This is a genomic window from Rhizobium sp. BK491, assembly GCF_014194925.1.
GTDB lineage: Bacteria > Pseudomonadota > Alphaproteobacteria > Rhizobiales > Rhizobiaceae > Rhizobium.
The window spans coordinates 50,584-65,620 of the sequence record NZ_JACIAR010000012.1 but is presented as its reverse complement, the minus strand read 5'-3'; the positions used below and the strand labels follow the sequence as shown (position 1 = coordinate 65,620).

The window sequence follows — 15,037 nt, the reverse complement described above, 5'->3', positions numbered from 1 at the left end:
AAGGGCACAAAGTTCCCGTGCCCTTCAAGGCTGCGCTACCACCTCGCCATCAAATCTAAAATCCACTGACAAGGTGCGACCGGCACGCCGCTTACACTTCCCTACCGACTGACGCAAAACTCATGTCAAAATCTCGGGCGAGAACCTAAAAGCGGGCGTTCGTAGATCTGCGCCGTAGTGCATTCGCGGAGAGGGGTGGGAGCCACTCAGCCGCCGGCTCGATCAGCGGTAATGATCCATGCGCGGGAGTCGAAGAGCACACCACCGGAGGTCATATGCGCTTCCAGTAAATCACGCAGCCGCAGAAGTGGCTGGTCGGGCGCCTCATCGGTGTGCATGAGCGCGTCCTTGACCATATAGAGGCCGGCAAGGGCATCAAGAGCGGCATCGACATTGGCTCCATAAAATACCGGTTCTTCCACTTCGATAAAGTCGATCGAGGTGAAGCCGGCGGTGCTCAATAGCTTCGTGGCTATGGCTGGATCGCCGAGTGAAAACGCCTTGCCGGCACTTCCTGGAATTGCGCTTCCTGGAGCCAGCGCATCCCGGATTGCGCCAGACCATTCGTTGCGCTCCTGGCTTTGCCATACCATCCAGGCGATGCGTCCAGCCGGGCGGATTGCATGGGCGATATTGGCGAATGCTACCGGCGGATCGGCGAAGAACATGACGCCGAACCGGCTGATGCATAGGTCGAAGCCGGCAGCTGGAAAGGCGTAGGTTTGCGCGTCGCCCAGCTCGAAGCTGACGTTGCGTAATCCTGCTTCAGCGCTACGCTGGCGCGCAATCTCAAGCATCTCGGCGGAAGTGTCCACGCCGACCGCGCTGCCTTGTGTTGCGGCGAGAGCGGCTTGCCGGGTGGTTTGCCCGGCGCCGCAGCCGATATCGAGTACCCGGTCATGCGTCCGGACGCTGGCTGCGGCTCGCAAATGCCGGTTATGCCGTGACAGTTCGGCGTCGTAAAAATCAGCACATTGCAGCACTACAGGCCCCCCTTATCTCGCCTCAATCGCTATTGTGCTCAGCTCTCGCAAGATCTCCGAACAGCTCCAACCCATTGTTCCTACACAATTCCGGCTAGAAAACCGCTGGACGCTCTTCTGGAGTTGCTCTGACGGAAGTCGATACCCGGTTTTGCAGCTCTCTCATAAACTGATTGCATAATAAGATCAGTCATGCAATATGGATTCCAGTTGCAATTTGCAATCGGATGGATTTTGTCATGGAACGAACGAGATCATTCGCCGCCACCGAGACGTCAATCGAGGTCAAGGGAGCGAAGCTGCAGACCCAGGCTTTCGGTGACCCCTCCAGCCCGCCCATCATATTGATCATGGGAATGATGGCTTCGATGCTGTGGTGGCCGGACAGGTTCTGCGAGGCACTTGCCACTCGCCAGCGCTATGTGATCCGGTACGACCAGCGCGATACCGGCCTCTCGACACATTATCCGCAAGGCGAACCCCGGTATTCGTTCACCGATCTGGCCGACGATGCCATCACCATTCTCGACGGCTACGGATTGGAAACGGCGCATGTGGCGGGCATGTCGATGGGCGGCGCCGTTGCGCAAGAAGTCGCGTTGCGCCATCCTCGGCGCGTGCGGACGCTTACGCTGATCAACACATCACCGCTCGGCGTCGAGGGCTTGCCTTCTTCGACGGAGGCCTATCAGGAGCATTCCGGGTCGGCCGAAGCAATCGATTGGTCGAACCTCGAAGCCATTGCCGGTTTCCTGCGCCGCGAGACGGCCATGCTTGCCGGCACCCGGCATCCGCACGATCCCGACGCTGCAAGGGACCTGATCGCCCGCGACATGGCACGGGCGCCGTCATTTGCCAGTGCTACAAACCATTTCACGCTCGTGAGCGAGGAAAGGCCTGCAAGGCTTCAGGCCTCCGATATCAAGCTGCCGGTCCTTGCGATCCACGGCACAGCCGATCCGCTGTTTCCCATAGAACACGGGGAGGCCTTTACCAAGGTCGTCCGAGACGTGCGGCTGCACCGGGTCGAAGGTGGAGGGCACGAAATCCACGAGCGCGACATTGGCGAGATCGTGCAGGCCATCATCGATCATACAGCCTGACAGACGACCGGCCCGAGAGACAACCGGAAAGCCAGGCATGACCTCGCTTTCCGGTTCGTTAGAGATCAGCTTCTCGGCTTCAGGTTCTCGGCGTCATAGAGCGGCTTGTAGCCGACGCCGGCAACTTCGACCGGATAAGTTTCGCCGAAATATTCGACCTTCAGTTTGCGGCCTTCCTGGGCATAGGACCAGGGGAGGTAGGCGAGTGCGATATTCTTGCCGATGGTCGGGCCATAGGCGATCGAGGTGGTGAAGGAGCGGCGGCCGAGCTCATCGACGAGGGTTTCGCCGGTTTCGGGATCCATGACCGGCAGGATGCCAACGGGGTAGCGGGCAACGCCGTTGGAGTCGATGTTATCGGTCACGACGAGCGTGCAGAGCATGGCCGGCTGATGCTCGCGGGCGCGATATTCGAGGTGCTTCGCCTTGCCGCGGAAATCGGCGTCCTTGACCTTCGGGCGGGCGAGATCGGCTTCGAGGAGGTTATATTCCGTCAGCAGGTCGGCATTCTGCAGGCGCAGGCTCTTTTCCATACGGCGGCTGTTGGCATAGGTCTCGACGCCGACGGCGATCGCGCCGGTCGAGCGCAGCGCATCCCAGACGGCCAGCGCGTCGCCATAGGCCATGTGCAGTTCCCAGCCCTGTTCGCCGACATAGGAAATGCGGAATGCGGTGACGTTCTTGCCGGCGATGCGGATCTGCTTGATCGCGGCGAAGGGGAAGTTTTCGTGCGTGAGGTTTTCCGGGCTTTCGACCACCTTCTGCAGGTTGGTGCGAGCATTCGGTCCCCAGATGCCGATCGTGACATAGCGTTCGGTGACATCGGTGATGGTGACGTTGAAGCCCTTATCCTGGGCAACACGGCGCATGTAGTGGAAATCGCGCGGGCCGGCATCGGCGCCGTCGATCAGACGGCAGCGGTCGGCCATGCGGATGACAGTGAAGTCGGCGCGCACCATGCCCTCGTCGTCGAGGAAGTGGGTGTAGATGCCCTTGCCGATATTGGCGTCGCCACCGATCTTGGCCGCGCAAAGCCATTCCAGCAGTTCGACATGATCGGGGCCTTCGATGTCGTACATGGCGAAATGCGAGAGGTTGATGATGCCGCAGTCTTCGCTTAGTGCCAAGTGCTCGGCATTGGAGACGCGCCAGAAATGGCGGTTGTCCCATTCGTTTTCGCGCACCGGGATGCGATCGCCGTATTTTTCGAGCAGGTGCTCGTTGGCGGCATAGCCATGAGCACGCTCCCAGCCGCCGAGCTCCATGAAGTAGCCGCCGAGCTCTTTTTCTCGTTCATAGAAGGGCGAGCGGCGGATGTTGCGGCCGGTGGCATAGGGCTCGCGCGGGTGGACTGCGGGATTGTAGATCTTCTGCGCAGCCTCCGTGCAGCGGCCTTCGATGAATTTTTCTTCCAGCATATGCGGGTAGAAGCGGGAATAATCGATCCTGTTGTGGTCGATCGGCGTGCGGCCGTCGGTCATCCAGTCGGCAACGAGCTTGCCGAAGCCGGGGCCGTCCTTCACCCAGATGGCGACGCAATACCAGAGACCGCGGACCTTCTGGCTTTCGCCGACGGACGGGCCGCCATCAGTCGTGACTTGCAACAGACCGTTGAAGGAATGGCCTTCATTGTAGCCGAGTTCGCCGAGGATCGGCGTCAGTTCCATGGCGCGTTCGAGCGGCTCGATGATCTGTTCCATGTCGAGATCGCGCTGTGAAGGCGAAAGGCGGGCCTCATGCTTTTCAAGGAGATCGCGGGGATGGCAGAGGCGCGGGTTCTTCTCTTCGTAGTAACCCCATTCGATCTGGCCGCCTTCGGCGGTCTTCGGGTCGCCGGTGTCGCGCATATAGGCGGAATTGCCCTGGTCGCGCATCAGCGGGAAGCCGATTTCCTTGCCGGTGTTGGCAAACTCATTATAGGGGCCGAAGAAGGTCAGCGGGTGGTCCACCGGCATGACCGGCAGGTCCTCGCCGACCATTTCGGCGATCAGGCGGCCCCAGAGGCCGGCGCAGACGATGACATATTCGGCTTCGATCGTGCCGCGATGGGTGACGACGCCGCTGATGCGGCCGTCTTTCACGATCAGGGACTGGGCCGGCGTATTGGCGAAGGACTGCAGCTTGCCGCTCTTTTCGCCCTGGTCGATCAGCTTGCCGGCAACGGTCTGAGAGCGGGGAATGACGAGGCCGGCATCCGGGTCCCACATCCCGCCCTGAACCATGCTTTCCTCGATCAGCGGGAATTTTTCCTTGATCTCGGCGGGGTCGATCAAGCTCACGCGCGTGCCAAAGGCCTTGCCCGAGGTCACCTTGCGCTTGATTTCGGCCATGCGGTCGTCATCGCCGACGCGGGCGACTTCGAGGCCGCCGACGCGGGCATAGTGGCCGAGCTTGTCGTAGAAATCGATGGAGTAGAGGGTCGTCCAGCAGGAGAGGAAATCGTGGCTGGTCGTGTAGCAGAAGTCGGAGGCATGGGCCGTCGAGCCGATATCCGTCGGGATGCCTGATTTGTCGATGCCGACAATATCGTCCCAGCCGCGCTCGATCAGATGATGAGCGATCGATGCGCCGACGATACCGCCAAGCCCGATGATGACGACCTTCGCCTTTTGAGGAAATACTGCCATTGCGTGCGACCCTGATTGATACTGAAAACGGATTTTATGATGTGTGCGGCGGCGACCAGAGCCTGTCTACGACATATTCAAGATGCTTGCACGACGACCATCACGCTGTCCTATCAGGAAATGGCTGGGTTTGTCGGTGACATATGCTGATCGGAGATGTCGCAAAGGCGACGGCATCTCCTGAATGCGCTTATTGCGGGATCGACTGCATCATGATCTCGCGTCGCAGGATCGGGCCTTCCTGGCCGAAATAGGTCGTCAGCAACTTCGCGAAATCGTCCGACTGGTAGGTCTCGGTCAGCGTCTGATCGACGAGCAGGCGGAAGGCGGAGTCATCCTGCCGGAGGGCTATGCCATAGGGCTCATGCGTGAAGAGACGGTTGCCGATCGCGAGCGTGGACGGACTATGGGCATGGGAAGCGAGATCGAAGAGCAGGGCGCGATCGGCGAAATAGGCGTCGATCTTATGGTTTTCGAGCGCGGCCAAGCCGTCCTGATGCGTGGCGAAATCGGCGATCCGCGTCTTCGGCACGTCGGAACCTAGCGCCTCGCGCAGGGTCGCGCCCGTCGTCGTGTCGGCGCGAACGCCGATCGTGCTCGTTGCGGGGGCGGGCTTGGCGGAGACTTGCGCCAGCCGCTTGTCCAGGAACAAAGCCATGAGATACTCGGGCGAATCCTTGCGCAGCAGGGCGCTGGCACCGGTGATGAAGATCGGCTGCGAGAAGTCGACGCTCTGACGCCGTCCGAGATTGATGGTGATGGCGCCGCAGAGAAGATCGACCTGACCGCTCTTCACCGCATCGAAACCATCGGCGAGCGTCGTTTCGACATAGTCACGCTTGAGATTGGCGACCTTGGTCCCGACAGCATCGGCAATCTTGCCGCAGAGGTCGATGACATATCCCGTTGGGTTGCCGTCCTTCTTCTTGAAGGAGAATGGTTCCTCGTCGCTGATATAGCCGATCCGGATCGTGCCCTTTTGGGCGATGAGATCCAGCGTTTGCGCGGCCGTTGCCGTGTAGGCGGATATGCCGAGGATAATGCCTGCCAGAACCAGTCGTCTCATGCAATGTGCCGGCATGATCCTGATCTCCAAAAGAAAATTGGGCAATCGCAAAGGCTTAGGCGCAGATTATGGCCTGACGGTTTTTTGTCAACGATGGATTGTCCTTGATCGCCTGCCGTCGAGCAGAGGTGGCGGCCTTTCCTGTCGCGAAGATCGGCTTTTCAGCGAGACAGACTATGACTAGCGGCCCAGCTGGAGATGGCGGCCGCAATCGCTTGGGGCTGATCTTCCGGCGCGATGTGCCTTGCCGGTCCGCAATTTTCGATCTCCAATCCGGCAATATTCTCGCGGCACCAGTCTATCATCCTTTCGCCGACCAGCAGTGTCTCCGCCGGACCATCGAAAGTCAGCAGCAGTTTCGGGATATCTTCGCTGCGGGCAAGCCAGGCATCATAGGCTTCGATGCGCGCGACGACATCAGCGGGTTCGCCTTCGATCGGCATCGCGCGCGGCCAGGCAAGCAGCGCACGGCGGCTTTCGCGCGTCGGGTAGGACGCGCGATAGACGGCATGATCCTCGGCGCTCAATCCATTTAGCACCGTGGCTTTCAGTGCCTGCTCGATGAAGAAATTTTCGTCCAGAACCTTCGCTTCGCCTGTGCCCGATGAGCGCAGCAGTTCATAGCGAGCCCGTGCATTCGGCAGGTCGTTCCAGGTCAAAGGTCTGATGATCGTTTCCATGAAGGCGATGCCGCGCACGCGTTCCGGATGGCGGGCGGCCCAGTCGAATGCGAGTGCGCCGCCCCAATCATGGCCGATCAATACGACATCATCGAGCGCGAGTTTGTCGAACCAAGCTTCAAGATAGCGTGCATGGTCGTCAAATGAATAGGCGATATCAGGTTTGCCGGACTGGCCCATGCCAATGAGGTCAGGAGCCAGGCAGCGGGCACGCACGGCAAGGGCCGGGCTGATATGCCTCCATAGGTAGGATGAGGTCGGATTGCCATGCAGGAAGACGAAGGGTGTTCCCGTTCCGGCATCCTCGTAGAAGATCGTCGAGTCCAGCACATTGAGGGAGGGCATGTGGGTATCCTCTCGTGAAAGAAAATGGTAAGGTACCTGTCTATTTAACATAATAGTCAGGTGCCTGTCTATATCATGAAAGATTGTGTTCCCACTCGCCCGTCCCTGGGCCTGCTGCTGCGGCTCGTGCATCAACATTGGACACAGGATGTCGAAGCCGCGCTGGAAGAGGCCGGTTATGGCGATATCCGACCACCGCACGCCAATGTGTTTACCTTCATGCGTCCGGAAGGAATTCAGGTGAGTGAGCTCACTCGGCTTTCCCATGTCCGCAAGCAGACGATGACGCAGGCAGTAGAGGAGTTGGAGCGCCTGGGTTATGTCGAGCGCCGACCGGACCCTGATGATCGACGTGCAAGACTTGTGTTTCTGACCGAGCGTGGCAGAGGCGTGCGGCCAATAGCAGCGGCAACCGGTCGCCTTGTGGATCAGCGCTGGTCCGATATCGCCGGTTCTGAGGAGATTAATGCGTTGAAGCAGGCTTTGCAGGAGGTGCTCGGCAAGCTCCGCGGCGACCGGGATTCCGCAGAGCCGATGGACGAGGCGGCGACATAGGAGTTTGGGTGATCTGCCTGAGATATGCGGCCGCACACTTTGGAGCGCTATCACGAAGAGTTTCGTTACTCCGTTCTGGTTTATGGCCTATCTCTCCTCCACGACCGTCAAGCGAAGGGGATGTGCCGATGCAAGAGAGGAGCCTGATCAGGAAGACAAATGGAGCGAGGCGGAAATCGGGCCTCGCTTTCGGCTTCGGCTTTTCGGTTCTTTCTGGGACCTTTGGCCTCGCTCTGCCTTCGCCGGCAGCAGCGCAGACGATCATCGATGATTGGCAGAAGGTAAAGCCGCCGGCGGCGCCGGAGCTGAAGACCGTTACCGTCGATCCAAAGACGACGGCACTGCTGGTCCTCGATTTCAACGGCGCGCAGGACCCGACCAAGGGACCGTGCAACGTGAAGACCAAGCCCCGTTGCCTGGCGTCCGTCCCCAAGGTGAAAATCCTACTCGATCAGGCGCGCGCCAAGGAGATGCTCGTCGTCTTCAGCCTGGCCGGGGTTGGCGAGCCGCAGGATATCGCAACGGCGCTGGCGCCCCTGGCGAGCGAGCCGATCGTCAAATCCGGGCCGGACAAATTCATCGGCACCAATCTGCGCAGTATTCTCTCGGACAAGGGCATCAAGACCATCATCGTGACAGGCACGGCCTCGGAGGGCGCGGTGCTCGATACGGCGACGGATGCTGCGTTAAACGGCATGAACATTGTCCTGCCCGTCGACGGCATGTCATCGACAGAGCCTTACGGTGAGCAATATGTGGCCTGGCACATGGTCAATGCGCCCGGCGTTTCGCAGAAGACGACACTGACCAGCATCGACAGGATCAAGTTCTGATTTGCTGCAGCCCGCCGGCTAGCACGCTCTCAAGCGCGCCACTCTCTAGAAGTGCCATGACCGGCAATCCGTCGATCAACATCTCTTGAGTTTCGGCGCTTGTCGTCTGTGACATAGTATCGCCGGCAACGACAGCTATGCGATGATCCCTTTGGAGGATGCGTTTCATGTCTTTTCGCCAGATGGTTCCTGGCCTGGCCCTGGCCCTTTCGCTGCTATCGGCAACGGCATCCGCCGCTCCGCCCGAGCAGGGTCATGGCGCGCCTGCCGGTGCGAGCGGCGTGCTCTCGCTCCTGTCGCCCGATGCCGTGAGCGACCATGTGCTGACTACGGATGGCAAGACCATTCCCTATACGGCGACAGCGGGTACGCTCGATCTTTTCGGCCAGGATGGCCAGCGCAGCGCCGCGATCTTCTACACGGCCTATGTCGCCAAGAACCGGGATGCGAACCGGCCCGTGACCTTCGTGTTCAATGGCGGGCCGGGTGCTGCTTCGGCCTTCCTCAATCTCGGGCTCGTCGGTCCGCGCATCGTCGATTTCGGCGCAGACGGCCGTGACGGCGCCAATGCCAAGTTGATCGACAATCCGCAAAGCTGGCTCGAATTCACCGATCTCGTGCTGATCGATCCGATCGGTACCGGCTGGAGCCGCGCTGCCAAGCCCGATGATCAGAATGATTTCTATAGTGTCGACAGCGATGCCGAAAGCCTCGCCAAGGTGATCGCCCTCTACATCGCCCATAACAGCCGGGCGTCGTCGCCGAAGTACCTTCTCGGAGAAAGCTATGGCGGGTTTCGTTCGGTCAAGATTGCCAACAGCCTGCGCGAGGATCAGGGCATTCTGATTTCCGGCATCGTCATGCTGTCGCCGCTGCTGGAGGGCCGGTTCGTCTTCGGGGACGGTGAGGATGCGCTTGGCGCAGCCTTGCAGCTGCCGTCACTGGCGGCGGCCGAACTGGAGCGTCTAAACGCCTTCAGCGAGAAAGCAGTCCAGGATGCCGAAACCTTCGCCTTCAACGACTATTTGCCAACTCTTGCCAGACGGCCGCCATCAGGAGATTCCGGCCAAGCCTTCTACGGACGCATCGCGAAGCTGACGGGCATACCGCAGGATGTCGTTGCCAAGAACCAAGGTTTTCTCGGCGCAGTCTATCGGAAGCATTCCGATGGCGGCGGCGCGGACGTGGCGAGTGCTTATGACGCGTCGTTCCTCGCGCCGGACCCCTATCCGCAGTCGGAGGCCGAGCATGGCGGCGACCCGATTCTGGATGGCTTTGTTCGCGCCTATGGCGGCGCCTTTTCAGGCTATGCCCGTGACGAGCTGGGCTTTCATACCGACATGACCTACACGCTGCTGTCGTCGTCCGTGAACCGGGAATGGAAATGGGGCGGGCACAACGGCGGCTCGCGCGGGACCGCCGGTGTTGGCGACGATCTCAAGGAGCTGCTATCGCTCTCGTCATCCTTCCGCGTGATGATCGGGCAGGGTTACAGCGATCTCGTCATCCCCTTCGGCGTGAACAAATATGTGCTCGACCATATGCCGTCCGCCTTTGCTGACCGAGTGGCGATGAAGCTTTATCGCGGCGGTCACATGTTCTACACACGGCCGGCGTCGCGCGAGCAGTTCACGATGGATGCCAGGGCGTTTTACGCCGGGCAGGGCAAGGCAGTGCCGGCAACGCAATCGAATTGACCGCCGCCTCGCGCAAGGGCATCCCGAGAAAGCGGATGCGGCTTAATCGTGCTGCTGCAGCTGAAAGAGATGCTTGATGCGCGAGCTTAGCGAGGTCACATGAGCGCCATGACCGAGCATATCGGCATTGGCGAAGAGATGGTGCTCCGCCTCAATGCGTTTTGCCAGCATGGCACCGAGCTCTTCGGCAAGGGTCGGCCGGTCGTGCAGCAGCGGCGCCAGACATTCCTCGCCGATTTCATAGGTGACGACGAAGGTAAGGGCGCGAACCGTGCCGACTTCACCGGATCCCATCAGCAGCCCGTTCTCGCCGAAATAATCGCCTGGCGCAAGGCGCGTCAGCTCGATCTGGCGATGCCCTTCGCGGCGGGTGATGCTGACGACGCCCGAGCGGACGATCGTGAGCGCCCGCATGCGGGCATCCTGTTCGGCGATGACGGCATCCTTGCGATAGGTCCGCCGCTGCATATGCGATGCCAGATGCTCCTTTTCATCCTCGGTCAGCGAAGAGAACAGAGGGATATTGCTGACAAGCCGCCAGGGCGTTCCGGGCGCATGTTGCTTCTCGTCGGCTGTCTCAGGCTTTTGCTGCATCGGAAGCATGATCGTGCCGGGCGGATCGGCGAGTTTCAAGCCTGCCGCCTTGGTGTGACGAACTAGCAGATCATAGATCTCGTTCTTTGCGGCTTGTGTCAGCGACATATCGCGTACTCGAAAGGACAGCTGCAGTTCGATCGCCTGCCCATCGATGGAAGTGATGGCGACACTGGGTTCCGGGTTCTTTTGGATCGAGTTGCAGCTGATCAAGACGTTTTGCATCACATCCGCGATGATGCGTGGCAGGGCGGTGGGCTGAATGCGTACGGTGACGGTTGCGCCGTGGCTTTCGTCAGGCGAGGAAAGATTGGTCAGCCGCGTCTTGGCAAGGATACTGTTCGGAATGACGATCAGATCGTTGGTGCCGCTCAGCAATTGCGTGGCGCGCCAATTGGTTTCGACGACGCGACCCTGGACGTCATTTTCGAGGACGATCCAGTCGCCGACGGAGTAGGGGCGGCCGAGATTGAGAGCGATGCCGGAGAAGACGTCGCTCAAAGTGCTCTGCAAGGCAAGGCCGAGAATGATGGCGAAGACGCCCGATGTTGCGATCAGTGTACCGATCGGGACGCTGAAGACATTACCGACGATGGAGAGAATGGCGCCGAGATAGATGACGCCGACGATCAGATCCTGCAGCAGCCGGCCCTCGCGGGGCTTGCGCTCGAAAATCAGGAACAGCCGCACGCAGGCGATCAACACCCAGGCGCCGTTGACCCACCAGACGATCTTGGCAAAGCCCGTGAAGGTGCGCAGCGTCACCGATTCCTGCGACGGGCTCGGCTCATAGGGGACGATGCCGTGATAGAATAAAAGTGCGGTCAGGCAGACGAAGAAGGCCATCTGACCGATCAGACGGCCGGCCCGCTGATGACGCAGCATGACGCGGCTGACGAATGTGCCGACGACAACCAGAATGAAGAACTGGACGATCGGATCGCCAAGAAGCGCAATGGACATGGGGACTCGGTCGCACTCGGTCTTTCGGATGGGCGCTAAATTGGCATGAAAGAGGCCGCAGCGCCATATGCAGAAAAAGTATGATTAATTGACGTTGCCGCCTTGATCTCAGGACATGCACCTTGATAATTAGATGACGATTATCATCTTATATCTGTCATCCCATCCTGCTATCTGCTCTCGCAGCGCAACGCCCTAGCGCTCCGACATCCTTGAGGAATACCTATGACACAGTCTTTCGAGATTCGCGGCGATCTGTTGATCGGCTCAGATTCTACCGGCGGCAACAGAACCGTGCGTGCCATCAACCCGGCAACCGGCGCAAATCTGGAGCCGGCCTTTGCGGTCGCCGGCGAGAGCGATGTCGCTAAAGCCTGCGAGTTGGCCGCTCAGGCGTTCGACGTCTACCGTGCGACCAGCCCGGAGCAGCGCGCAGCATTTCTCGAAAAGATTGCCGACAACATCATGGAGATTGGCGATGCCCTGATCGAGCGCGCGACGGAGGAGACCGGCCTGCCGGTGGCGCGCCTGCAGGGCGAGCGCGCCCGCACCGTTGGCCAGCTGCGGCTCTTTGCGCAGGTGGTCCGCGCCGGCGAGTGGCTCGATCTGCGCGTCGATCCGGCACTGCCGGAGCGCAAGCCGCTGCCGCGGCCGGATCTGCGCCTGCGCCAGATCCCGCTCGGCCCGGTCGCCGTCTTCGGCGCTAGCAATTTCCCGCTCGCCTTCTCGGTTGGCGGCGGTGATACGGCTTCGGCACTCGCCGCCGGCTGCCCGGTCGTCGTCAAGGGCCACCTTGCCCATCCCGGCACGGGCGAGCTTGTCGGCCGCGCCATCCGCGCCGCCGTCGGCCAATGCGGCCTACCGGAGGGCACATTCTCGCTGCTGACCGGTGCCAACGAGACCGGTGCCGCGCTGGTGCGCGATCCCCGCATCAAGGCCGTCGGCTTCACCGGCTCGCGCGGCGGCGGCCTGGCGCTTGGCGCCATTGCCGCGGCCCGGCCTGAGCCGATCCCGGTCTATGCCGAGATGAGCAGCGTCAACCCAGTTTTCCTGTTCCCCGCCGCTCTCGCAGCACGCGCTGAGGCGATCGGGACTGGCTTCATCGATTCCCTGACGCTCGGTGCCGGCCAGTTCTGCACCAATCCGGGCCTGCTTTTCGCGATCGAAAGCCCGGATCTCGACCGCTTCGTTCAGGCGGCCAGCGATGCGCTGAGCGGCCGCGCGCCGGCGCCGATGCTGACGCCCGGCATTCACGCCGCCTTCGACAAGGGTGTTGCCGCATTGGCGGAACATGAGTCTGTCAAGACCGTCGCTCATGGCGCTCCGGCCGAAGGCGTCAACCGGAGCCCGGGCATCTTCTTCGAAACGGAAGCGGCGGAATTCCTGGCAGACGAGCGTTTGGGCCATGAAGTCTTCGGCGCGGCAAGCCTGCTCGTGCGATGCAAGGACGTCGACCAGATGATTGCCGTTGCGGAAAAGCTCGAGGGCCAGTTGACCGCGACCCTGCAGATCGAAGCGGAAGATTATGCCACGGCCGCCAAGTTGGTGCCGGTGCTGGAACGCAAGGCCGGGCGCATTCTCGCCAATGGCTGGCCGACCGGCGTTGAAGTCTCCCATGCCATGGTGCATGGCGGGCCTTTCCCGGCGACCTCGGACAGCCGCACAACCTCGGTCGGCACGCTCGCCATTCGCCGCTTCCTGCGTCCGGTCTCCTATCAGGATCTGCCGGAAGGCTTGCTGCCGGCTGAATTGCGTAATGAGGGCGTCAGGGCGCTGCCGCATCTGCTGGATGGCGTGCGCAAGGGCAGCTGAGCCGCCCCCGACGGGATAGATGATATTCTTTGGAGCGGGTCAGGTTGGCCCGCTTTTCTTTGAGTGCGGCTACGCTGCCGTATTTTTCTGACGGGCCTCGAGATGGGCCTTGTAGTGCTGAAGCGATAGCTCGGCTCCGAGGTGGGAAAGTTCCGTCGCCACGGCCTCGGCGGCCTGTTCTGCCGGCTCGATGACGCGCTCGAACATCTCTGCTTCATAGGCTTGGACGGCAAGTTTCCAGTCCGCCTGCTCAAGAAGCTGGCGGCTGAGTTCCGCTGCATCCAGCATCGCCATATTCACACCTTCGCCGCCGAAGGGCGACATCACATGCGCGGCATCGCCGAGCAGCGTGATGCCGATGCGGTTCTGCCAGTGGTGGCCGACCGGCAATGCGTAGATCGGTCGAGAGACGATATGGTCGTTGCTGGCTTCGATGAGGCGCAGTATCTCCGGTGTCCAGCCTTCGAACTCGGCCATCAGCCGCGCGCGGGCTTTTGCCGGCGCTGCAAAGTCGAAGGTCCTGTCTGCCCAGTCGGCCGGCACACGGAAGATCGCGTAGCCTCTGAGATGGGCGTTGCCGTTGCGCTGGACGATCAGGCTTTTTCCATCGGCCTCGACGCCGATCTTGCCGCGGCCGACAAGGGCTGCGAGGTCCGGGTGGCTAGCGTCGACGTCGTCGATGCCGAATTCAATGAAGGTGATACCGCTATATTGCGGGCGGTACGAGGAGACCAGCGGCCTGACCTTGGACCAGCTGCCGTCGGCGCCGACGACGAGGTCGAAGGGACCAACCGTTCCGTTTTCGAAGACCAGATCATAGGTGCCATCGTCGCGCGGGCGGACTTCGCGCAGGCCGTGGTTCCAGCGGATGACTTCTGATGGCAAAGAGGCGAGCAGCGTTTGCCTGAGCGCGGTGCGGTCGACCTCGGGCCTATCGGATTCATCAGCGTCGTCATCGGCAAAGAGCAGCGCGCCACGCTTGTCATAGAGCCGGCTTCCTTGATCCTCATAGCGGGCGATCGCCAGGAATTCGCGGTAGAGGCCGGCGCGGCGCAGTGCGAGCTGGCCGGATTCCACATGCAGGTCGAGCGTGCCACCTTGTGGCCGGGAAAGTGCATGTTCCTCGCGTTCGAAGACGATGGCCGGCACACCTGCCTGATAGAGGATGCGGGCCAGGGTCAGACCGCCGGGGCCTGCGCCGATGATGGCGATGCGGGGATAGGATGTCATGGACAGGGTCCTCATAATTTTGTACATAGGTACCTATATAAATTAACATAGGCACCTATTCAAGTGGTGAAGACATGATGGATTGGGATTTGTTCGACACACCGGCGCCGCTCATCAACATGGCGTCGCGAGCGTTTTCACGTCTTGGCGAACGTCGGGTGAGGGCTTTGGGCTTCAATATCGGCCAGCTGCCGGTGCTGTATTTGCTCCGGAATGGCGCGCAGATGTCGCAGAAGGATTTGGCGAAATTCGCCAAGATCGAGCAGCCGTCGATGGCTCAGATGCTGGCGCGCATGGAGCGGGATGGTCTGATCCGGCGCACGCCCGATCCAGCCGATGGCCGCAGCAGCCTCGTGTCGTTGACCGAGGCAGCAGTCGCGAAACTCCCGGCAGCGCGCCAGGCGCTGGAAGAGGGGCGAGACCGGGTTCTTTCTGGCTTCAGCGCTGATGAAGTTCAGACGCTGGTTCAGCTCATGCGCCGGCTGAACCAGAATCTGGATCGGATGGTGGCCGAGGAGGATGGGTCGTAGGCGCGCTGATCTGCGCCTA

13 protein-coding genes are annotated in these 15,037 nt (G+C 60.9%); 6 read left to right on the top strand and 7 right to left on the bottom strand.

Annotated features, from left to right (window positions below):
* Positions 1-206: 206 nt before the first annotated feature.
* Complete coding sequence (locus tag FHX05_RS27780) at positions 207-983, bottom strand: class I SAM-dependent methyltransferase (protein WP_183875912.1); 777 nt, start codon at positions 981-983, stop codon at positions 207-209.
* 239 nt (positions 984-1,222) lie between these two features.
* On the opposite strand from FHX05_RS27780, the gene FHX05_RS27775 reads away from it, so the two are divergent.
* Positions 1,223-2,086, top strand: coding sequence for an alpha/beta hydrolase (locus tag FHX05_RS27775; protein WP_183875910.1), 864 nt, complete (start codon positions 1,223-1,225; stop codon positions 2,084-2,086).
* A 65-nt stretch (positions 2,087-2,151) separates the two neighbouring features.
* Here FHX05_RS27775 and FHX05_RS27770 read toward each other — a convergent pair whose 3' ends face one another.
* From FHX05_RS27770 to FHX05_RS27760, 3 genes are all read right to left on the bottom strand, one after another.
* Entirely contained in the window at positions 2,152-4,713 is a 2,562-nt protein-coding gene (locus FHX05_RS27770) for an FAD-dependent oxidoreductase (protein ID WP_112603025.1), read from the bottom strand.
* Between the two features lie 190 nt (positions 4,714-4,903).
* Complete coding sequence (locus FHX05_RS27765; protein ID WP_183875908.1) at positions 4,904-5,794, bottom strand: amino acid ABC transporter substrate-binding protein; 891 nt, start codon at positions 5,792-5,794, stop codon at positions 4,904-4,906.
* Positions 5,795-5,940: 146 nt separating this feature from the next.
* On the bottom strand, positions 5,941-6,855 hold the full coding sequence (locus tag FHX05_RS27760) for a haloalkane dehalogenase (RefSeq protein WP_281411898.1): 915 nt from the start codon (positions 6,853-6,855) through the stop codon (positions 5,941-5,943).
* Positions 6,856-6,879: 24 nt separating this feature from the next.
* Between FHX05_RS27760 and FHX05_RS27755 the strand changes: the two genes are divergently transcribed.
* Both FHX05_RS27755 and FHX05_RS27750 read left to right on the top strand, forming a co-directional pair.
* Entirely contained in the window at positions 6,880-7,359 is a 480-nt protein-coding gene (locus FHX05_RS27755; RefSeq protein ID WP_183716193.1) for a MarR family transcriptional regulator, read from the top strand.
* Between the two features lie 128 nt (positions 7,360-7,487).
* Positions 7,488-8,192, top strand: coding sequence for an isochorismatase family protein (locus FHX05_RS27750; RefSeq protein WP_183875904.1), 705 nt, complete (start codon positions 7,488-7,490; stop codon positions 8,190-8,192).
* Here FHX05_RS27750 and FHX05_RS27745 read toward each other — a convergent pair.
* Entirely contained in the window at positions 8,182-8,361 is a 180-nt protein-coding gene (locus tag FHX05_RS27745) for a hypothetical protein (RefSeq protein ID WP_183875902.1), read from the bottom strand. The two genes, FHX05_RS27750 and FHX05_RS27745, sit on opposite strands and share 11 nt — an antisense overlap.
* On the opposite strand from FHX05_RS27745, the gene FHX05_RS27740 reads away from it, so the two are divergent.
* A complete protein-coding gene (locus FHX05_RS27740; protein ID WP_183875900.1) occupies positions 8,360-9,889 on the top strand; it encodes a carboxypeptidase in 1,530 nt (509 codons plus the stop codon). The two genes, FHX05_RS27745 and FHX05_RS27740, sit on opposite strands and share 2 nt — an antisense overlap.
* Positions 9,890-9,931: 42 nt before the next feature.
* Here the strand turns inward: FHX05_RS27740 and FHX05_RS27735 are convergent, their stop codons facing one another.
* On the bottom strand, positions 9,932-11,446 hold the full coding sequence (locus tag FHX05_RS27735; protein ID WP_183875898.1) for a mechanosensitive ion channel family protein: 1,515 nt from the start codon (positions 11,444-11,446) through the stop codon (positions 9,932-9,934).
* A gap of 225 nt (positions 11,447-11,671) precedes the next feature.
* Between FHX05_RS27735 and FHX05_RS27730 the strand changes: the two genes are divergently transcribed.
* Positions 11,672-13,258, top strand: coding sequence for an aldehyde dehydrogenase (NADP(+)) (locus FHX05_RS27730; RefSeq protein WP_183875896.1), 1,587 nt, complete (start codon positions 11,672-11,674; stop codon positions 13,256-13,258).
* Between the two features lie 69 nt (positions 13,259-13,327).
* On the opposite strand, the gene FHX05_RS27725 is transcribed toward FHX05_RS27730, so the two are convergent.
* On the bottom strand, positions 13,328-14,488 hold the full coding sequence (locus tag FHX05_RS27725) for an NAD(P)/FAD-dependent oxidoreductase (protein WP_183875894.1): 1,161 nt from the start codon (positions 14,486-14,488) through the stop codon (positions 13,328-13,330).
* 74 nt (positions 14,489-14,562) lie between these two features.
* Between FHX05_RS27725 and FHX05_RS27720 the strand changes: the two genes are divergently transcribed.
* Positions 14,563-15,018, top strand: a complete 456-nt coding sequence (locus FHX05_RS27720; protein ID WP_112335267.1) for a MarR family transcriptional regulator — start codon at positions 14,563-14,565, stop codon at positions 15,016-15,018.
* Positions 15,019-15,037 lie beyond the last annotated feature (19 nt).